This is a genomic window from Buttiauxella sp. 3AFRM03, assembly GCF_003675305.1.
GTDB lineage: Bacteria > Pseudomonadota > Gammaproteobacteria > Enterobacterales > Enterobacteriaceae > Buttiauxella > Buttiauxella ferragutiae.
In genome coordinates this window covers 3,698,602-3,718,988 of the sequence record NZ_CP033076.1, presented here as the reverse complement: position 1 = coordinate 3,718,988, position 20,387 = coordinate 3,698,602, and the positions used below count along the sequence as shown (strand labels likewise).

18 protein-coding genes, 1 pseudogene and 1 other annotated feature are annotated in these 20,387 nt (G+C 50.6%); of the genes and pseudogenes, 6 read left to right on the top strand and 13 right to left on the bottom strand.

Annotated features, from left to right (window positions below; all coding sequences use genetic code 11):
* Window positions 1-5: 5 nt before the first annotated feature.
* On the top strand, window positions 6-1,016 hold the full coding sequence (gap, locus tag D8682_RS18895) for a type I glyceraldehyde-3-phosphate dehydrogenase (RefSeq protein ID WP_121814873.1): 1,011 nt from the start codon (window positions 6-8) through the stop codon (window positions 1,014-1,016).
* A 146-nt stretch (window positions 1,017-1,162) separates the two neighbouring features.
* Window positions 1,163-2,503 carry an AppA family phytase/histidine-type acid phosphatase gene (locus D8682_RS18890; protein WP_121814872.1) on the top strand — a complete coding sequence of 447 codons (1,341 nt, stop codon included), beginning with the start codon at window positions 1,163-1,165 and terminating at the stop codon, window positions 2,501-2,503.
* Between the two features lie 91 nt (window positions 2,504-2,594).
* Here D8682_RS18890 and thrC read toward each other — a convergent pair whose 3' ends face one another.
* The 6 genes and pseudogenes from thrC to yjjY form a co-directional block, all read right to left on the bottom strand.
* Entirely contained in the window at window positions 2,595-3,881 is a 1,287-nt protein-coding gene (gene thrC, locus D8682_RS18885) for a threonine synthase (protein ID WP_121814871.1), read from the bottom strand.
* A 3-nt stretch (window positions 3,882-3,884) separates the two neighbouring features.
* Window positions 3,885-4,814: a homoserine kinase gene (gene thrB, locus D8682_RS18880; RefSeq protein WP_121814870.1), complete on the bottom strand. Its 930-nt coding sequence runs from the start codon at window positions 4,812-4,814 to the stop codon at window positions 3,885-3,887.
* Between the two features lies 1 nt (window position 4,815).
* A complete protein-coding gene (thrA, locus tag D8682_RS18875) occupies window positions 4,816-7,278 on the bottom strand; it encodes a bifunctional aspartate kinase/homoserine dehydrogenase I (RefSeq protein WP_121814869.1) in 2,463 nt (820 codons plus the stop codon).
* 26 nt (window positions 7,279-7,304) lie between these two features.
* Window positions 7,305-7,421: a sequence feature (Thr leader region), on the bottom strand.
* Window positions 7,360-7,428 (bottom strand): thr operon leader peptide, encoded by a 69-nt coding sequence (gene thrL / locus D8682_RS18870; RefSeq protein WP_072009468.1) that lies wholly within the window; start codon window positions 7,426-7,428, stop codon window positions 7,360-7,362. (Overlaps the previous feature by 62 nt.)
* A 183-nt stretch (window positions 7,429-7,611) precedes the next feature.
* Window positions 7,612-8,313: a tRNA/rRNA methyltransferase gene (locus D8682_RS18865; RefSeq protein ID WP_064543383.1), complete on the bottom strand. Its 702-nt coding sequence runs from the start codon at window positions 8,311-8,313 to the stop codon at window positions 7,612-7,614.
* A gap of 401 nt (window positions 8,314-8,714) precedes the next feature.
* Window positions 8,715-8,857, bottom strand: a pseudogene (gene yjjY / locus D8682_RS18855) (protein YjjY).
* Between the two features lie 96 nt (window positions 8,858-8,953).
* On the opposite strand from yjjY, the gene arcA reads away from it, so the two are divergent.
* A complete protein-coding gene (gene arcA, locus D8682_RS18850; RefSeq protein ID WP_034459438.1) occupies window positions 8,954-9,670 on the top strand; it encodes a two-component system response regulator ArcA in 717 nt (238 codons plus the stop codon).
* A gap of 71 nt (window positions 9,671-9,741) precedes the next feature.
* Here arcA and creD read toward each other — a convergent pair whose 3' ends face one another.
* From creD to creA, 4 genes are all read right to left on the bottom strand, one after another.
* A complete protein-coding gene (gene creD, locus D8682_RS18845) occupies window positions 9,742-11,100 on the bottom strand; it encodes a cell envelope integrity protein CreD (protein ID WP_064543381.1) in 1,359 nt (452 codons plus the stop codon).
* A gap of 90 nt (window positions 11,101-11,190) precedes the next feature.
* A complete protein-coding gene (creC, locus tag D8682_RS18840; RefSeq protein WP_064543379.1) occupies window positions 11,191-12,618 on the bottom strand; it encodes a two-component system sensor histidine kinase CreC in 1,428 nt (475 codons plus the stop codon).
* Entirely contained in the window at window positions 12,618-13,313 is a 696-nt protein-coding gene (gene creB / locus D8682_RS18835; RefSeq protein WP_121814868.1) for a two-component system response regulator CreB, read from the bottom strand. Before creB ends, creC begins: the two co-directional genes overlap by 1 nt.
* A gap of 13 nt (window positions 13,314-13,326) precedes the next feature.
* Window positions 13,327-13,797, bottom strand: coding sequence for a protein CreA (creA, locus tag D8682_RS18830; protein ID WP_064543375.1), 471 nt, complete (start codon window positions 13,795-13,797; stop codon window positions 13,327-13,329).
* 207 nt (window positions 13,798-14,004) lie between these two features.
* Here creA and robA point away from each other — a divergent pair, with 207 nt between their 5' ends.
* Window positions 14,005-14,874, top strand: a complete 870-nt coding sequence (robA, locus tag D8682_RS18825; RefSeq protein WP_064543373.1) for an MDR efflux pump AcrAB transcriptional activator RobA — start codon at window positions 14,005-14,007, stop codon at window positions 14,872-14,874.
* Here the strand turns inward: robA and gpmB are convergent, their stop codons facing one another.
* Window positions 14,875-15,522, bottom strand: coding sequence for a 2,3-diphosphoglycerate-dependent phosphoglycerate mutase GpmB (gene gpmB / locus D8682_RS18820; RefSeq protein WP_064543371.1), 648 nt, complete (start codon window positions 15,520-15,522; stop codon window positions 14,875-14,877). It lies immediately after the preceding gene.
* A gap of 51 nt (window positions 15,523-15,573) precedes the next feature.
* Here gpmB and yjjX point away from each other — a divergent pair, with 51 nt between their 5' ends.
* Complete coding sequence (gene yjjX / locus D8682_RS18815; protein ID WP_064543369.1) at window positions 15,574-16,089, top strand: inosine/xanthosine triphosphatase; 516 nt, start codon at window positions 15,574-15,576, stop codon at window positions 16,087-16,089.
* Here the strand turns inward: yjjX and trpR are convergent.
* The gene (trpR, locus tag D8682_RS18810; protein ID WP_064543367.1) at window positions 16,086-16,415 is read right to left on the bottom strand and encodes a trp operon repressor; all 330 of its coding nucleotides are present in this window, start codon (window positions 16,413-16,415) and stop codon (window positions 16,086-16,088) included. The two genes, yjjX and trpR, sit on opposite strands and share 4 nt — an antisense overlap.
* Before the next feature lie 53 nt (window positions 16,416-16,468).
* Complete coding sequence (sltY, locus tag D8682_RS18805) at window positions 16,469-18,403, bottom strand: murein transglycosylase (RefSeq protein WP_064543365.1); 1,935 nt, start codon at window positions 18,401-18,403, stop codon at window positions 16,469-16,471.
* A 231-nt stretch (window positions 18,404-18,634) separates the two neighbouring features.
* Here sltY and ettA point away from each other — a divergent pair, with 231 nt between their 5' ends.
* A complete protein-coding gene (gene ettA / locus D8682_RS18800) occupies window positions 18,635-20,302 on the top strand; it encodes an energy-dependent translational throttle protein EttA (protein ID WP_064543363.1) in 1,668 nt (555 codons plus the stop codon).
* Window positions 20,303-20,387: the final 85 nt, after the last annotated feature.

Sequence of the window (20,387 nt, the reverse complement as noted above, 5' to 3'; positions counted from 1 at the left end):
CAATCATGGTTAAGGTCGGTATTAATGGTTTCGGCAGAATTGGTCGTAACGTATTACGCGCCACGCTGGGTAACGCAGACGTAGAAATTGTAGCAATCAACGATCTGACAAACAGCAAAACCCTTGCTCACTTGCTGAAACACGATTCACTGATGGGAAGATTGCCTGTTCCGGTTGAAGCGGCTGACGGGCATTTGCATGTGGACGGCAAACTTGTTCGCGTGTTTAGCGAAAGAGATCCGGCAAATATCCCGTGGCATGATGTGGGCGTCGATATTGTTATTGAGGCCACGGGTTTCTTTACCAGTCGCGAGCAGGCCGCAGTACACATCAATAGCGGCGGAGCAAAACGCGTCATCATCTCGGCACCTGGTAAAGATGACGACCTGACGATAGTGATGGGCGTTAACCATCAGCAGTACGATCCGGAACGCCATTATGTCGTGAGCAATGGCAGCTGTACCACTAACGGCCTTGCGCCTGCCGCACAGGTTTTGCATCAGCAGTTTGGTATTGAACACGGTTTGATGAACACCACTCACGCTTACACCAACAGTCAGGCGTTACACGATCAGCCGGAAAAAGACCTGCGTGGGGCGCGAGCTGCCGCCCTCTCCATCGTTCCTTACTCCAGCGGCGCGGCAAAAGCGTTAGGCAAAGTCATTCCTGAACTGGACGGACGCCTGACCGGTTACTCATTGCGAGTGCCTGTACCCGTCGTTTCTATCGTTGATTTAACGGTAACCTTAAAACGCCCGGTCACCGTCGCGCAGGTGAATGCAGCATTCCTGGAAGCAGCAACAAGCGGCCCGCTGAAAGGCATTTTGGGCTACAGCGATGAACCGCTGGTATCGAGTGATTATCAGGGTGATCCACGTTCTTCTATCATCGACGGGCTTTCGACGCTGGTGATTGGCGGTAATCTGGTCAAGATATTGGCCTGGTATGACAACGAATGGGGCTTCTCTAACCGCCTGGTCGACCTTGCAGCAATGATGGCTAAACGCGGGCTCTAAAAATGCTCCCGCAAGCCCTTTAAGATCCACGCACCTGCGTGGATCTTTTTCACAGACCAAACAACAACGAGACGAACTCGACGTTACCGCTTTGCTTCTGGAGTATATTTATCAGTCTCAAACACCCCAAAGAAAAGAGGCTGTAAATGACGTTCTCTGCGTTTAACCGCAAAAAACTGACGCTTCACCCTGGTCTGTTCGTAGCACTGAGCGCCATATTTTCATTAAGCTCTACGGCCTATGCCAACGACACTCCCGCTTCAGGCTACCAGGTTGAGAAAGTGGTAATCCTCAGCCGCCACGGGGTGCGAGCACCCACCAAAATGACACAGACCATGCGCGACGTAACACCCAATACCTGGCCAGAATGGCCAGTAAAATTGGGTTATATCACGCCACGCGGTGAGCATCTGATTAGCCTGATGGGCGGGTTTTATCGCGAGAAGTTTCAACAACAGGGCATTTTATCGCAGGGCAGTTGCCCCACACCAAACTCAATTTATGTCTGGGCAGACGTTGATCAGCGCACGCTTAAAACTGGCGAAGCTTTCCTGGCAGGGCTTGCTCCGCAATGTGGTTTAACTATTCACCACCAGCAAAATCTTGAAAAAGCCGATCCGCTGTTCCATCCGGTGAAAGCGGGCACCTGTTCAATGGATAAAACTCAGGTCCAACAGGCCGTTGAAAAAGAAGCTCAAACCCCCATTGATAATCTGAATCAGCACTATATTCCCTCTCTGGCCTTGATGAATACGACCCTCAACTTTTCGACGTCGGCCTGGTGTCAGAAACACAGTGCGGATAAAAGCTGTGATTTAGCGCAATCCATGCCGAGCAAGCTGTCGATAAAAGATAATGGCAACAAAGTCGCTCTCGACGGGGCCATTGGCCTTTCGTCTACGCTTGCTGAAATTTTCCTGCTGGAATATGCCCAAGGGATGCCGCAAGCGGCGTGGGAGAATATTCATTCAGAGCAAGAGTGGGCGTCGCTACTGAAACTGCATAACGCCCAGTTTGATTTGATGGCGCGCACACCTTACATCGCCACACATAACGGCACGCCTTTATTGCAGACCATCAGCAACGCGCTGGAGCCGAAAGCCGACGTAAGCAAACTGCCTGGTATCTCACCTGACAATAAGATCCTGTTTCTTGCCGGGCACGATACCAATATTGCCAATATCGCAGGCATGCTCAACATGCGCTGGACGCTACCAGGGCAACCCGATAACACCCCTCCGGGCGGCGCTTTAGTCTTTGAGCGTTTGGCCGATAAGTCAGGGAAACAATATGTTAGCGTGAGCATGGTGTATCAGACTCTCGAGCAGTTGCGCTCCCAAACACCACTTAGCCTTAATCAACCTGCGGGAAGCGTACAGCTAAAAATTCCTGGCTGTAACGACCAGACGGCTGAAGGATACTGCCCGCTGTCGACGTTCACTCGCGTGGTTAGCCAAAGCGTGGAACCAGGCTGCCAGCTACAGTAAATATCAGACAAAAAAATGCCGCTCGCGATTAAACGAACGGCATTACTTTATAGCTTCCCAGCTCGGATTAGCACGGCGAGAGCCGAAAAACTTACGCTTTGGCCATCATCAATTTACGCAGCGCAGCAAAATCGGCAGGTAGATTGTGGGAAAGCAGCGGTAAATCAGCGCGTTCGGCAAGCTCAGCAGGAAGTGGCAGAGTTTCACCGAGGATCTCCTCCACGCTTTCTTTGAATTTCGCCGGATGCGCAGTGCCGAGGAACAAACCGTATTCGCCGGGCTTGAGCTGGTCACGCAGCGCACGATAGGCGATCGCCGCGTGTGGCTCGGAAACATAACCCACCGCTTTCAGCTCTTTCATGGTGGCTTTGGTGGTTTCGTCAGTTACCGTCGCATAACCCAGATCGGTCAGGCGCCAAATCTTACGGCGGAACAACTCTTCCACACGCGGCCAGTTGTTTGGCTGGCTAACATCCATAGCGTTAGAAAGTGTCGCCACCGTAGTTTTCGGTGCCCATTCGCCGTTGGTCAGGAAACGTGGAACGGTGTCGTTGGCATTGGTCGCCGCAATAAAGCGCTTGATAGGCAGACCGAGCGATTTAGCCAGCAGGCCCGCGGTCAAATCGCCAAAGTTGCCGCTTGGCACGGAAACCACCAGCTGGTTACGAGCTTCCTGTGGCAACTGCGCCACCGCTTCAAAGTAATAGCAAATCTGCGCCAGCAAACGGCTGATGTTGATGGAGTTGGCAGAGTTTAACCCCAGCGCCACTTTCAGCTCTTCATCATCAAACGCTTGTTTCACCAGCGCCTGGCAGGCATCAAAATCACCGTCAATCGCGACAGTTTCAATATTGCCGCCGAGCGTGCAGAACAGTTTTTCCTGCAGCGGGCTGATTTTGCCACGCGGATACAGGATAACGACGCGCACGTTTTTCAGGCCGTAGAATGCATGCGCTACCGCAGCCCCGGTATCGCCAGAAGTCGCGGTCAAAATAGTGACCGGTTTGTCGCCGCTGATATGCGTCAGCATCTGCGCCATAAAGCGGCCGCCGAAGTCTTTAAACGCCAGCGTCGGGCCATGGAACAGCTCAAGACAACCGATATCTGGCTCGACGCTTTTCACCGGTGCCGGGAAAGCAAACGCCGCACGCACACGTTCTTCGAGAATTTCTTGCGGGATTTCATCACCGATAAAAGCAGACAGAATTTTGCTGCTGCGGGTGACAAAATCCATCTTCAACATTTCGTCGATTTCGGTCAGTTCAAATTCCGGCAGGTCGTGAGGAAAAAACAGGCCCTGCTGTTTACCCAAACCCTGCACAATCGCCTGGGCAAAGTTGACCTGCTCGTTATGATCTTTAAGGTTATACAGTTTCATGCGTTATCCCAGAACTCGTGCGCCCGCCGTGTCCAGACGGCAAATATGTACAAAACCTTCCTGGTTCTGCAAATAATGTTGGCTGAGCCAGTCAGCCACACGTTGTGCGGTATCAGTGTTATCGCACAACGCAAACAAAGTTGGGCCGGAGCCCGAAATACCACTCGCCACTGCCCCGATATCTGCTGCGGCCTGGCGCGCTTCATTAAAGCGCGGCAGTAATTTAGCCCGGTAAGGCTCGGCAATCACATCACGCATCAGTTTTGCCGCCAGCTGTGGCTGGCGAGTGTGGCAGGCGTGAATAAAGCCCGCCAGATGGCGACCGTGGCTGATGCAATCCTGACGGCGATATTGTGCAGGAAGAATAGCGCGAGCTTCAGCGGTAGAAACTTTAATGCCCGGATATGCCAGAACCCACAGCCATTCATCAAACCCCGGAACAGACTGGCTGATGATGCCATTTTCTTCAATCATCAACTGCATACCGCCCAGGAAACACGGCGCTACGTTGTCGTAGTGAACGCTGCCTGAAATGCGCCCTTCCAGCTCGCCCATCAGGCTCAACAAACGGGTGTCGCTCAACGGCTTGCCGCAGTATTCGTTCATCGCCATTAAGCCTGCGACCACCGAACATGCGCTGGATCCCAGACCGGAACCAATCGGCATGCTTTTTTCCAGCGTCATCTTCACCGGAATATTTTTGCCGAGTTCCTGGCAGAAGCGTTCCCAGCACTGATACACGATGTTTTCGCGCGGTTCGTCTGGCAATTTACTGGCAAAGCGGCCGATGTTATTCAAACTAAAGGTGTCTGCCGCTTCGACCGTCACATAATCGCCGAGCAGCGAACCGTCTATTGGCGAAACCGCCGCGCCCAGAACATCAAACCCGACGCTCATATTGGCACTGGAAGCCGGGGCGTATACTTTAACCATCTTAAACTCCTAACTTCCATGACAAAGTGCGCAATAAGTCGGCGAAAACACCGGCAGCAGTCACATCATTTCCTGCTCCGTAACCACGCAGAACAAGCGGTAACGGCTGATAGTAATGGCTATAGAACGCCAGGGCGTTCTCGCCGTTTTTAACTTTATACAACGGGTCGTTACCATCGACCGCATCAATTTTAACTTTGCAGCTGCCGTCCGCTTCAATCACGCCAACATAACGCAGCACTTTTCCTTCGTCGCGGGCTTGTGCCACACGCGCAGAAAACTCATCGTCCAGTTGTGGAATACGCGCCATAAACGATTCGACGTCACCGGTAGAATCAAACGACTCTGGCAATACTGGCTCGATAACAATATCGGAAAGCTCAAGGTGGCTGCCGGTTTCACGCGCCAGGATTAACAGTTTACGCGCTACGTCCGTGCCGGAAAGATCGTCACGCGGATCGGGTTCGGTGTAACCCATTTCCCGCGCCACTTTGGTAGCTTCAGAAAGGCTCATGCCTTCGTCGAGTTTGCCAAAGATAAACGACAGCGAACCCGAAAGAATACCGGAGAAACGCTGTAATTCATCACCCGCGTTCAATAGGTTTTGCAGGTTTTCGATAACCGGTAAACCCGCGCCCACGTTAGTGTCGTAAAGGAATTTACGGCGTGATTTCGCCGCAGCGTTACGCATCTGGTGGTAGTAATTCATAGTGGACGTGTTCGCCTTTTTGTTCGGCGTCACCACGTGGAAACCTTCACCCAGGAAATCAGCGTACTGATCGGCCACCGCCTGGCTGGAAGTACAGTCAACAATGACCGGGTTCAGCAAGTGGTACTCTTTCACCAGGCGAATCAGGCGGCCAAGGTTGAACGGCTCTTTTGCCTGCGCCAGCTCTTCCTGCCAGTTATCCAGATTCAGGCCGTGGATATTGGTCAGCAGCGCTTTCGAGTTAGCAATGCCGCACACGCGCAAATCGATATGTTTTTGCTTGAGCCACGCCTGCTGGCGTTTCACCTGCTCAACCAATGCCGCACCCACACCGCCGACACCAATCAGGAACACTTCGATAACCTGGTCGGTATTGAACAACATCTGATGAGTCACGCGCACGCCGGTGGTGGCCTCGTCATTGCTGACCACAACAGAGATAGAGCGCTCGGAAGAGCCCTGGGCAATCGCCACGATATTAATGTTGGCGCGAGCCAGCGCTGCAAAGAACTTGGCAGAAATACCACGCAGAGTACGCATGCCATCACCCACCACGGAGATGATCGCCAGATGCTCCATGATAGACAGCGGCTCCAGTAGCCCCTCTTTCAGCTCCAGATAAAACTCATCATCCATCGCACGACGTGCACGTACGCTATCCGCCTGCGGCACACAGAAACTGATGCTGTATTCAGAAGATGATTGAGTAATCAGCACCACAGAAATTCCGGCGCGAGACATCGCCGCAAAAACGCGGGCCGCCATGCCAACCATGCCTTTCATGCCAGGACCTGAAACGTTGAACATCGCCATGTTATTCAGGTTGGTGATGCCTTTGACCGGAAGTTCATCATCATCGCTTTCCGCGCCGATGAGGGTGCCAGGCGCTTGTGGGTTTCCGGTGTTTTTAATCAGGCAAGGAATTTGGAACTGAGCGATGGGGGAAATGGTACGTGGATGAAGAACTTTAGCGCCGAAATAAGAAAGCTCCATGGCTTCCTGATACGACATAGATTTCAATAATCTGGCATCAGGAACCTGGCGCGGGTCACAGGTATAAACACCATCTACATCCGTCCAGATCTCACAACAATCCGCACGTAAGCAGGCAGCCAGCACGGCAGCAGAATAATCAGAACCGTTGCGTCCCAGAACAACTAACTCACCTTTGTCGTTCCCGGCAGTAAAGCCTGCCATCAGGATCATATGGTCAGCCGGAATGCGGCTTGCGGCGATGCGGCGAGTGGACTCGGAGATATCGACAGTGGACTCAAGGTAGTGACCAACGGCAAGAAGTTTCTCTACCGGATTGATGACTGTCACATTGTGCCCACGAGCTTTGAGCAATTCAGCCATGATCGCGATAGAGAGCTTTTCACCACGGCAGATGATTGCCGCATTGATGCTGTCCGGGCATTGTCCCAGCAAGCTGATACCATGCAGAACATGTTTCAGCTGAGCAAACTCCTGGTCAACCGTAGTTTTGAGTTGTTCGAGTGGAAAACCAGGTTGTGCATCAGCAAGGCCTTTCAGAAGCTCACTAAAAATACGCTCTGCGTCGCTGATATTCGGTACTGCATCCTGGCCGCCGATGGTTTTTTCAATCATGGCAACGAGGTGATTGGTAATTTTCGCCGGGGCAGACAGCACGGTTGCCACCTGCCCCTGTTTGGCATTGCTTTCCAGGATATCGGCAACACGCAGAAAACGTTCTGCATTTGCCACTGAAGTACCACCGAATTTCAACACTCGCATTTATTATTACCTTTGAGTTTTTGGTCCAAAAAAAAGCCCGCACTGTTTAGGTGCGGGCTTTTTTCGTTTTTCCTGTATGCGTCAGCCCGCACCGTTACCTGTGGTAATGGTGGTTGTAATAATTGTTGTCATTGGGCTGATGCGAATCATGGATGTTGTGTGCTCGTAATATGATTTACCTATATTGACTAAAGTATCCGGTAGGCTAAGTCAATTTATTTTTAATTTTGCCACAAAGAGCAAGACTATGACTGAACGCTGATAAACCATCAAAAACGTACTTATTGCGCTGAAAAAGCAGGGGCATCACACCCCATTTTCACTGATATTAATTCAGCTATCAGCATTTTTCACTGGCAGTTTTTTTTCAATATCATGCAGCAAACGGTGCAACATTGCCGTGTCACGCTGAGCTAATAGACCAAGCCGCTGTTGCAGCCAGTCGACCATTTTTTGGTCGTCGCTGGCTTCTACACGCTCAAGGAGCGTTGCCATTCTGGAACGCAGTGCACTCAGTTGCTGAGCGTCAACCACATCATGCTCTGGTACATTTTGCTGCATCAGTGCTGATAACTGATAGCAGTAAACCATTACAGCCTGCCCGAGATTAAGCGATGGATAATCTGCCACCATCGGTACGCCAGTTAGCACATCGGCCAGTTCAAGCTCTTCGTTGGTCAACCCTGAATCTTCACGCCCAAACACCAACGCGGCAGTGCCCACCCAATTACGCTTTTCTTCGAGTAACGGAACCAGTTGCTGCGGTGTGGCGTAGTAATGGAATTTTGCGCGACTACGAGCGGTAGTCGCAATGGTAAAGTCGACGTCATGCAAAGCTTCCTCCAGCGTATTGAAATGCTGAGCATTATCCAGCACATCACCAGAACCATGCGCGACCCAACGGGCTTCTGGTTGACGGTCGGCTTCACTAGCCACAACACGCAACTCAGCAAATCCCATGGTCTTCATTGCGCGGGCTGCTGCACCAACATTTTCAGCTCTGGCAGGAGCGACCAAAATAATTAGAAAACGCATTAAAACTCTCTTAAAAAAGTATCCAAATATGGATAGTCACAAAATTAAAATGATAATACGCGGCAAAAATTTACATTAGCGCAACATTCATCTATAAAATACATTCAATGGGAATCATAAACACACTGAATGCTTTTTCGTAGTTAGACCAGTATTACAAGATGTATTGATGCTCATTATCATTCTGTTTTATATGATAAATAATACATAAGCTTGCTATCAATAATCAGATTTGCATTGTTTAATAATCAATACGCGTAACTATATTGATTATTGGAAAAATGTGACGCATGCTCGCAAAACGCGACGATGATTTCATCAAACTGTTAACGTGCTACAATTGAATTTGATATATGTCAACGAAGCGTAGTTTTATCAGATGTCTAAAGCGGTCCTGCCTGTTATGTTGCTGTTAAAATGGTATAGGATAACAACCGTTTTTGACACCGTCGGGTCCAGAGGGAAAAGTACCCACGACCAAGCTAATGATGTTGTTGACGTTGATGGAAAGTGCATCAAGAACGCAATTACGTACTTTAGTCATGTTACGCCAGACATGTTAATTTATGGCATGTATTAGGCAGGTCAGGGACTTTTGTACTTCCTGTTTTGATTTAGTTGGCAATTTTAGGTAGCAAACATGCAGACCCCGCACATTCTTATCGTCGAAGACGAATTAGTAACACGCAACACGTTAAAGAGCATTTTTGAAGCTGAAGGTTATGATGTTTTTGAAGCGACCGATGGCGCTGAAATGCATCAGATTCTTTCCGATAATGACATCAACCTGGTCATTATGGATATTAACTTGCCTGGCAAAAATGGCCTGCTGCTGGCGCGTGAATTGCGTGAGCAAGCCAATGTCGCATTGATGTTCTTGACTGGCCGCGACAACGAAGTGGATAAAATCCTGGGCCTTGAAATCGGTGCAGATGATTACATCACTAAGCCATTCAATCCACGTGAATTAACCATCCGCGCGCGCAACCTGTTGTCTCGCACGATGAACCTCGGTGCAATCAGCGAAGAACGTCGTTCCGTTGAAAGCTACAAGTTCAATGGTTGGGAACTGGATATCAACAGTCGTTCATTGGTCAGCCCAAATGGCGAGCAGTACAAGTTGCCGCGTAGCGAATTCCGCGCCATGCTGCACTTCTGTGAAAACCCTGGGAAAATTCAGTCTCGTGCTGAATTGCTGAAGAAGATGACTGGCCGTGAGCTGAAACCACACGACCGTACTGTTGACGTCACGATTCGTCGCATTCGTAAGCACTTTGAATCGACCCCAGATACACCTGAAATCATCGCCACGATTCACGGCGAAGGTTATCGCTTCTGCGGCGATTTACAGGAATAAACCTGTAATCAAACATGATTGCGAAAGGGCGGATTTTTAATCCGCCCTTTTCTTTTGCCAGAATTAAACCGCTATTTCCACAGCCTGAACCGCTCTGGATCTTTCTGGGCATCGTCTGTTGCCAGCGCCTGCACTTTTTGCCCCATCCCATACCAATCGATATGTCGGGTTAGCAGCATAATGGAGGAAAGAGCAACGAACAGTACCCCAGTGCCAAGCAACAAAGCACTGTCTTCAGACTGAAGCAGTTGCCAGAGCACCGCATCAAGAGTCAGTAACCCAAGCGTAAACATCGCACTCGCTTTCCAGCTATTCAGCACCGCTTTGAGATAGAAACCGTTAATTCCCGCGCAGACCAAACTTGCCAGCAGCCAGGCCAGGTTAAACCCTGTGTGTTCAGAAACGGCTAACAGAACGAGATAGAACATCACCAGCGAAAGGCCGACCAGTAAATACTGCATTGGGTGAACGCGTAAACCGGTCAATGTTTCCAGCAGGAAGAAACACATAAACGTCATACCAATCAGCAAGATGGCATATTTTACTGCGCGATCTGTCAGTTGATACTGGTCTACCGGATTCGCTACGGTGACGCTAAACGCAGGAAGGCGATTAACATCGATTAACTGAGCATCACTGAAGTTGGCATTAAGATTGTTGGCAAACCAGGTACTTTGCCAGTTTGCGGTAAACCCGGTTTCCGTCACGGTACGCCCACGTGGCAGGAAATCGCCCATAAAATTAGGATGCGGCCAGTTACTGGTTAAGCTGAACTGGCTATTACGCCCGATTGGCACGACAGCGAGCTGCTTCGTGCCCATCAAATCCAGATTAAAACGCAGTGTTAGCTTTTCATCCTGAAGGCGTTCGATGGGGAGAATGGCATGCAAACCCTGCTCAACGCCGGGCAGATTGCTACCGGGTTCAATAGGATAGGTTTTTCCGTTGATTTCCAGTTCACCTACTTTGCCGATACCGCGCGAATCACCGACTGCCAGCACCACGTATGGCGTACCAAAACGAGTATTTTCATCCATATCGTGATTGAGCAACTGGCGATTAAACGTGGCATCCACAGTCACCGCCGTACGCCAAATTTGCCCCTCATAAATGCCGATATGACGTGGTTCAACGGTCTGCTTTCCCACAATATCCAGGTTTTCCGGGAGGTAATAGCGAATGAAGCGGCGCTCTTTTTTGACCTCTTTATTATCTTCCATAACAGTCGTCAGCTCCGCGACAGGAATGGCGATAAGCGGCCCGGTAAGGGTTTGCGGCCCACTGGCACTTTGGCGTAGCGACTGCTCAACATCATCCCGGTAACTGCTGCGTTCATTAATCAGCGAACTCAGCATACTCAACGGAATCAACAACACAGCCATACATCCCAACAAAGTCATCACTTTCCAGAACAACGCAGATTTAAACATAATCCCCTCCATTTTTGATTTGGCGAGGATAGCGAGCGTTTGTGGGGACGATATGAAGTTATGTGAAGAGACAGTGAAGTGAAGAAATTATTATTTCCCGGGCAAAATCAGACGAGCGACCGCACCACCCTCAGGGCGATTCTCAAGAGAAATCGTTCCGCGGTGCAAACGCGCCACCTCCTGAACAAAAGCCAGCCCCAGGCCACTGCTCTTTTGCCCGTTGCTACGCGGCAATGAGTAAAAGCGTTCGAACAAACGGCCTTGAGCGTAATCTGGAATCCCACTTCCGGTGTCTGAAACAACAATGACGGTCTGCCCAATGTTTTGCTCAACACTCAACACAATCTCACCACCTGGCGGGGTAAAATCGAGCGCGTTATCCAGCAAATTACCGATCGATTGTTCAAGTAAGGCGGCGTCACCTTCTACGACAGTGCCGTCAGGGCTGTTTTCATCGATTCTTAACGTTATCTGTTTACTGCTAGCGACCACTTCACGGCTATCGCATAACGTGGAAAAAAGTGTGGGCAGATTTATCGCCTGTGCCGTAATTTCAGCGCGGCTTTCTAACTTAGCCTGGCGTAATAAATTATCGACCAACTGCTGCATGCGTAGATTTTGCTGAAGAATGTTAGCCGAAAACTTCTCCACCACTTCTGGCGGTGGGCCTTCACGTAATATTTCTGCCGCACCACGAATCGCCGCCATCGGGCTTTTCAACTCGTGAGTCAGAGCATGAACGTACTGCTCAATGTAGGTTTTCCCTTCGAGTTTCAGCCGCATACTTTCCAGGGCTAACGCCAACTTACGTAATTCACTACTGGCAGGTTTAGGCAGCGGTAAAGGGTGTTCCGTAGTGACCGAGTCGGCATAGCGAACCAGTTTCCCGATAGCCCGGTTAATCCACAGCACAAACCCGAAACCAATCATCAAAGCAATGCCAAGCAGCGCAACACCCGCCCACAAAATACGCCGCTCGCTGCGACGTATTACCGGGTCCATTGCGCTGTTTGGTTTGCCTACGCTCAACACGCCGATAATGTTTTGTCCGTCGCGGACGGGTGCAGCCACATACATTACGGTGCTTTCAGGATTGTTTGCATTAACTGGCGTACTGCGTGCGCCGTATTTTCCTTTCAGCGTGAGCCAAACATCGTTCCATTGCGAGTAATCCTGGCCTGTCGCTTTTCCAGTGGAATCAAAAAGCACTATGCCTTTGTCATTGGTCAGATAAACACGGTATTCATTTTTAGACTTGGTAATGCCGCTGATATTGGCACTAAGCTTGTGTTGATTGAGATGGGAAAAAGCCTGGGCCAGCTCACCATTTTGCGCGTTACCCGCCAGCATATCTGCACGCGCAAATTCAGCAAGCAATGTAGCTGTATCAATTAACGTGCCTTCCGTTGCACGCCGGACGCCTGGTTTCACCTCTTGCAAAAATATAGAGAGAACAAACCAGGCCGCAATCGCCACAATCAAAAAATAGCCCAGCAACAGACGCATCCCAATACGCATCAACTCACTCCAAGGCTGTAGCCTAAGCCACGGTGCGTATTGATCGGTGAAAGATCGGGGTTAATTGCACGCAGTTTGGCGCGCAAGGTTTTGATGTGTGTATCAACCGTTCGATCAAAACTATCCTCGGCTGTACTCCACACTAAATCCATGAGTTGCTGGCGTGAAAACACACGCCCAGGCCATTGCAAAAAAGTCTTCAGTAACAAGTACTCATAGCGGGTGAGCAGCAATGGCTGCTGGCACCAGGTAATATGCGCCGCCATTTCATTGACTTCGAACTGACCAATGCGCTGTACACTTATCGTCAGACCTTGCCGTTGTTTTTGCAAACGACGTAGCACTGTTCGCACCCGCGCACACACTTCACGAGGTGAAAACGGCTTCGCGATATAATCATCAGCACCGATCTCCAGGCCAATCAGCCGATCAACCTCCTCACTGCGAGCTGTCAGAAATAGCAACGGGAGATCTGGATAATCCGCAAGTAAACGGCGACAAAGCTCGAAGCCATTAATATCTGGCAAGCCGACATCAAGAATCGCCAGATCAGGACGTTCTTCTCGCGCGGCATCCAGCACAGGCAAACCCCGTTCGAAAGCACGCACAGAAAACCCCTCCTGCTGCAACGTATAGATCAACGTATCCGCAATACTGGTTTCATCTTCAACTAACCAGATAGTGGCCTGGCTCATCACGAACTCCCTGTTATTTCCACGGCATAATCGGCACGGCGCTTATCGCGTTTTTAGGCGAACCGTCGACCACTTTATCGGAGTAAGCCAGATACGCCAGCGTGTTGCGTTTAGCATCGTAGAAACGTACCACTTGCAGCTTCTTGAAGACCAGTGATGTCCGCTTCTGGAAAACAACATCACCCTCTGTTTTACCTGCTTTTATCTTTTCGTTTAGCTCAACTGGCCCCACTTGCTGGCAAGAAATCGCCGCATCGGAAGTATCTTCTGCCAGACCCAGTCCGCCTTTAATGCCACCCGTTTTTGCACGGCTAACATAGCAAGTCACGTTTTGTACATCCGGGTCATCAAATGCTTCAACAACAATTTTATGGTCCGGGCCAATCATCTTAAAAACAGTGTCTACTGAACCAATTTGTTCGGCTTTGACGCCCAACGAAACAAGCAGTAATAAACTGAGGGGAGCTAAAACTTTATATTTCATATTGTTACCATTAGTTAAGGTTGCCTTTAGAGACTATTAACTCTTTGTGCTAAAAAATCGTTTAATATCACGTTATTAATAAAATTTTCCGAATGAGTAGCTGATTTTGGCACGTCTTGTTAAAAAAAACTCTGAATGTCAAAACAACAAAAAGTGCTATCATCGCCCACATTAACGGCACTCACCGTGTCAGGATGAGGATATTATATGGATCAGGCAGGGATCATTCGTGATCTATTAACCTGGCTAGAGGGCCATTTGGATCAACCTCTGTCACTGGATAATGTGGCGGCAAAAGCAGGTTATTCCAAGTGGCATCTACAACGGATGTTTAAAGAGGTCACGGGTCACGCCATTGGCGCATACATCCGTGCTCGCCGACTTTCAAAATCTGCTGTGGCACTGCGCCTGACTGCGCGACCGATTCTCGATATTGCGTTGCAGTATCGTTTTGACTCACAGCAAACCTTTACTCGTGCATTCAAAAAGCAGTTTGCTCAAACGCCAGCGCTCTATCGCCGTTCTCCAGACTGGAGCTCGTTCGGTATGCGTCCACCGCTGCGTTTAGATGCGTTTACACTGCCGCAAGCGCAATTTGTCACGCTGCCGGAAACCCATTTAGTGGGTGTCACGCAAAGCTACAGCTGTACGCTTGAGCAAATATCTGATTTCCGTAATGAAATGCGTATTCAGTTCTGGACACAATTCCTCGGCAATGCGCCAACGTTGCCACGTGTGTTATACGGCCTGCATGAGCCACGTCCAAGCATTGAGAAAGATGACGAACAGGAAGTCTTCTATACCACTGCGCTGACACCAGAAATGGCGAATGGATTCTTACCAGACTCTCATCCGGTCAGGTTGGAAGGTGGTGACTACGTGCAATTCGACTACGAAGGCCCGGGCACCGGTTTGCAGGAGTTCATCCTGACAATTTATGGCACCTGCATGCCATCGCTTAATCTGACGCGCCGTAAAGGTCAGGATATTGAACGCTTCTTCCCGCAAGAAGAAGCGCGTGTTCAGGACCGACCAATGCAGATCAGATGTGAATATCTGATCCCAGTACGTCGTTAATTAACGCTGTAATTCATCCAACGCAGGGGCGTCTAAATGTGAGATGTCCCCTGCCGTTTCTACCACCCAGCCAGAAGCTAACCACGGGCTGTGCTGGTGATCGACACGGGAAATCGAACAGTTTCTTAAACGTAAGCGACGTTCAGCCCAGGCCGGTAATCCCAGAATGGTACTCACCAGGCAACCTAACGCCATACCGTGGCTAACCAGCAATGGGCGGCTACCAGATGGTAAATCCAGGCAAGCATTTAAAGCCGCGTGCATACGCTCGCTCATCTCAAGCATGCTTTCCCCATCGGGAATTCGCCCATCGGTCGTGCCATTCACCAGTTGGCGACGCCAGCCTTCTTCTTCTTCGTTTAGCGTGTCCAGATTGCGGCGTTCTAACACCCCCATATCCAGTTCACGTAAACGCGAATCCAGCGTGACATCTACACCACATGCAAGAGCGATAATCTCAGCAGTGTGGCGGGTACGCCCTAAATCACTGGAGATGACGTGTGTAATGCCTAACGTTTTGGCACGCTCGGCCACCTGCTCGGCCTGACGTTCCCCTTTTTCAGTCAGCGCACTGTCTGACTGGCCCTGAATGCGACGTTCTGCATTCCACTGCGTTTCGCCGTGGCGAACAAGGTATACCTGTAACATGCGATTTATCCGTTATACTGCGGCAACAATTTCTAGAGAGTTTCACTGATTATGTACCATGTCGTCTGCGCAACAACCAATCCAGCTAAAATTCAGGCAATTCACCAGGCATTCGACGACATCTTTGGTGAAGGATGCTGCCATATTGAACCCGTTGCCGTCGATAGCGGAGTGCCAGAACAACCCTTCGGAAACCATGAAACGCGAACTGGCGCACGATGCCGGGTAATGAATGCCCGTCAGGTTCGCCCTGAAGCCGATTTTTGGGTTGCGGTTGAAGCGGGAATTGATGACGACAGTACTTTTAGCTGGGTGGTTATTGAAAACCAAAACCAGCGCGGCGAAGCCCGTTCGGCCACACTGCCTCTACCGTCGATTATTCTTGAAAAAGTCCGCGCGGGAGAAGCTTTAGGGCCGGTGATGTCGGCATATACCGGCATCGATAAAATTGGCAATAAAGAAGGCGCGATTGGGGTATTTACCGCCGGGAAGCTCACGCGCAGCAGCGTTTACCAGCAGGCGGTGATTCTGGCGCTTAGCCCGTTCCACAACGCGATTTATAGCTAACTTTTATTGCCTAATAATTCCTGCTCCAGCCAGGTACGCAATGCCGGTGGAGCAGATTTCAGGCTATTTGAACCGCGCGTAATGGTGGCAATTCCCGCGCCAAGTTCATTTTTGAGTTCCCGCTGGCTCATCTCACCGCGCAATAACTCTTCGATAATTCTGACCCGTGTTCCGAGGGCGGTACGTTCGTCTGGGGTCAGCAACAACATTAACAACGGCATATGCAGCTGTTTATCGAACGATTGCTGGAGCAGCTCCACAAAACGGAGCCACTCCTGATTGCTTTGCTCGGCGTGCTCTGCCGAGTATTGAGAATGCTGAGTCATGTCGCCACCATACTATTCAACTAGTACGATACAATATCATAGACACTGCAAAATCAATAACGGCGTTGCCATTCAGCCTCTGTCAGCAATGGTGCAGATTTACCCATGAAGTACTTATAGTACGCATCATATGCCAGCACGTTTTTCACATATCCACGTGTTTCCGAGAAAGGAATACTCTCAACAAACGCCACCGCGTCAATGCGTCCGGCACTATTGCCAAGCCAGGTTCTGACTCGCCCAGGCCCCGCGTTATAAGCAGCGGATGAGAAAATCCGGTTGTTCTCAAATTGCTGAGAGACGGACTGCAAATAAGTCGTACCAATATTGATATTGGTTTCTGGCTCAAGCAGTTGCGATGGGCTGCTGTAACCCGGAATACCAAAAACCTTCACCGTATGTGCGGCTGTAGCCGGCATAACCTGCATCAGACCACTCGCCCCCACCGGTGACCTGACTTTCGGGTTCCAGGCACTTTCCTGACGCGCAATCGCCATGGCATAACTTTGCGAGATGTCTTTGCCGCTCACGTAGCGGGCGAAAATATCTTTGTAAGCCAGTGGGAATCGCTCTTCCAGATGATCCCAAAGCTTCCCGGCGATCGTCGCCTGCACGCTGAGATCCCACCAATTTTGATCAAACGCGTAACGTGCTAATCCTTCCTGTTCTGGTTTGCTGCGACTGGAGATCAAATTAGCCCATTCGCTGCGTGCAGTGTTATCCAAATTCCAGTACATCAGCTCGCGAACACGCGCCATTTCTGGCCCCTGAACTAACGCCGGATTCACCGCCACCGCTTTGTCGACGCGTAACGGATATTCTTCCCCCAGGCGTTGAGCCGCCACCATTGGATAAAATCCGCGTTGTTGCATCAGCGAGAGAAGGATCTCATTTGCTTCCGAATCACGACCACGTTCCAGCAACAAATCTGCCTGCCAGTAGCGCCATTCATCTTTCTCTTTAGCTTCCATTGGCAAGCGTGCAAGCCAGGTATTCAGGCCTGTACGATCACCCGTTCCCAGCGCCATACGCACACGTCGCTCAACCAGCGAGGTTGATTCAGAACGCATGATTGCATCATCGCGCCATGCCGCTTGCTCAGCCGTCACGTCGTTGCCCATTAACCGCCATGCAACAGTGTCTCTGAGTTCCTGAGCCTGTGCGTCATTCAATTGCTGCGCCTGAATCAGTGAGGGGATCATCAAACGCGCATTTTCTACGTCATCGCGCGCGACACGCGTGAACGCCACCGCAGCCGCCTGGCGCGTAAAGTCAGTTGCACCAACGGTGCGGGCAAACGACAGCACTGTTTTCGGGTCGTTTTGTAGGCTGATCAGTGCGCTGGAAATGGTCTGGAATTGCGCAGGCATTTGGCTTGCGAGATTGGTCACCAGTGAAGAGTTACCTTCTTTCATCGCCAGACGAATACGTTCCAGGTAAGCCAACGGATCTTGCGTTCCCGACGATCGCCATGCTGAGAACAGACGATCGCAGCTCGATGGCAGATTTTTGCCCGTTAGCCACAGATCCTTGGCTCCGACCCATGCGGCATCTACCTGGCCGGTATTCCATTTGGCGTAGTAATAATTACATTTGGATTCGGTGGTGCCCGGTTGTTCAGGGCTAAACGCCAGCAGACCACGCCAGTCTTCGCGGCGAGCCAGTTCATTAACAAAGCGTGATTTCAGCGCGCGGGCTGGTGGTAACGTAGGGTTAGCCTCAATAAACTGACTGACGGCGAGCGTTGGCTCATTCATTAAATCATCAGTGATAAGGCGATATTCGAGATAAGGATAAAGTGGATAATCCTGCAACGTGGGCAACATGCGCTGCACCACATCCATTTGCTTGTTATCCCATGCTTGTTTGATTTGTGCATATCGGCTGCGTTGCTCGTCGAGCGAATCCGCGCGAACTGCATGAGTTATTGCCGCAAGGCTTACAACTGCGACCAGCAATTGTCCCACGACTTGTTTGGCTATCCCCACAAGTTCTCCTCACATGTTCACCGGCAGCATCGTGCCGCCATTAATTACTTCATGCTAACCCTGGTATTACAGATTCGCCACGCCAAAGGGCGTTATTTTGTCGATAAAAGCGTTAAGGCGGTTTCGGGTAACACATCCCGCTTCCCCTGCTGGGATTACCTGCTGAAAACGGCTACACTTCGCCACTAATACGCACCATCTTAAATCACGAAAAAGAGGCGAAGTCGCACTGTGGCTCAATTCGTTTATACCATGCATCGTGTCGGCAAAGTTGTTCCGCCGAAACGCCATATTCTGAAAAACATCTCGCTCAGTTTCTTCCCTGGCGCCAAAATTGGTGTACTGGGTCTGAACGGTTCCGGTAAATCCACGCTGCTGCGCATTATGGCCGGCATTGATACCGACATCGAAGGCGAAGCCCGTCCACAACCTGGTTTGAAAATTGGCTATCTGCCTCAGGAACCTCAGCTCAACCTCGAGCACACGGTTCGTGAATCCGTTGAAGAAGCGGTATCCGAAGTCGTTAACGCGCTGAAAGGTCTGGATGAAGTCTACGCAAAATATGCCGAACCAGACGCTGACTTCGATAAGCTTGCTGCACAGCAAGGCAAGTTTGAAGAAATCATCCAGGCACACGATGGCCATAACCTGAATGTTCAACTGGAGCGTGCTGCTGATGCACTGCGTCTGCCGGAGTGGGACGCTAAAATTGAAAACCTGTCTGGTGGTGAGCGCCGCCGCGTAGCACTTTGCCGCCTGCTGCTCGAAAAACCAGACATGCTGCTGCTCGACGAACCAACGAACCACCTGGATGCTGAATCCGTGGCGTGGCTCGAGCGCTTCCTGCACGATTTCGAAGGCACCGTTGTGGCGATTACCCACGACCGTTACTTCCTCGATAACGTGGCTGGCTGGATTCTGGAACTTGACCGCGGCGAAGGTATTCCGTGGGAAGGTAACTACTCCTCATGGCTTGAGCAGAAAGACGAACGTCTGGCTCAGGAAGCCTCATCGGAAGCGGCTCGCCGTAAATCCATTGAGAAAGAGCTGGAGTGGGTACGTCAGGGTGCGAAAGGCCGCCAGTCTAAAGGCAAGGCGCGTCTGGCTCGCTTTGAAGAACTTAACAGCACTGAATACCAGAAACGTAACGAAACCAACGAACTGTTTATCCCACCAGGCGCACGTCTGGGCGATAAAGTCGTTGAGGTTACCAACCTGCGTAAATCCTACGGCGACCGCCTGCTGATTGAAGACCTGACATTCGCCGTACCGAAAGGCGCGATTGTCGGGATCATCGGCCCGAACGGCGCGGGTAAATCTACCCTGTTCCGTATGATGTCAGGCCAGGAACAACCAGACAGCGGCACCATTGAACTAGGTGAAACCGTGAAACTGGCTTCTGTCGATCAGTTCCGTGACGCGATGGATAACAGCAAAACCGTGTGGGAAGAAGTTTCCGGCGGTCAGGACATCATGCGTATCGGCAACACCGAAATGCCAAGCCGCGCTTACGTTGGTCGCTTTAACTTTAAAGGCGTTGACCAGGGTAAACGTGTTGGTGAGTTGTCCGGTGGTGAGCGTGGTCGTCTGCACCTGGCGAAGCTGCTGCAAGTTGGCGGCAACGTACTGCTGCTCGATGAACCAACCAACGACCTGGATATCGAAACCCTGCGCGCGTTAGAAAACGCCCTGCTGGAGTTCCCAGGCTGTGCCATGGTTATCTCGCACGACCGTTGGTTCCTTGACCGTATCGCCACGCATATTCTGGATTACCAGGATGAAGGTAAAGTGGAGTTCTTTGAAGGTAACTTTACTGAGTACGAAGAGTACAAGAAACGCACCCTGGGTGCAGATGCGCTGGAACCTAAGCGTATTAAGTACAAGCGTGTAACGAAGTAATTGTTGTAACGCCCTCACCCTAACCCTCTCCCCCAGGAGAGGGAATTAACGGCTTTCTCCCTCTCCCCCAGGAGAGGGAATTAAC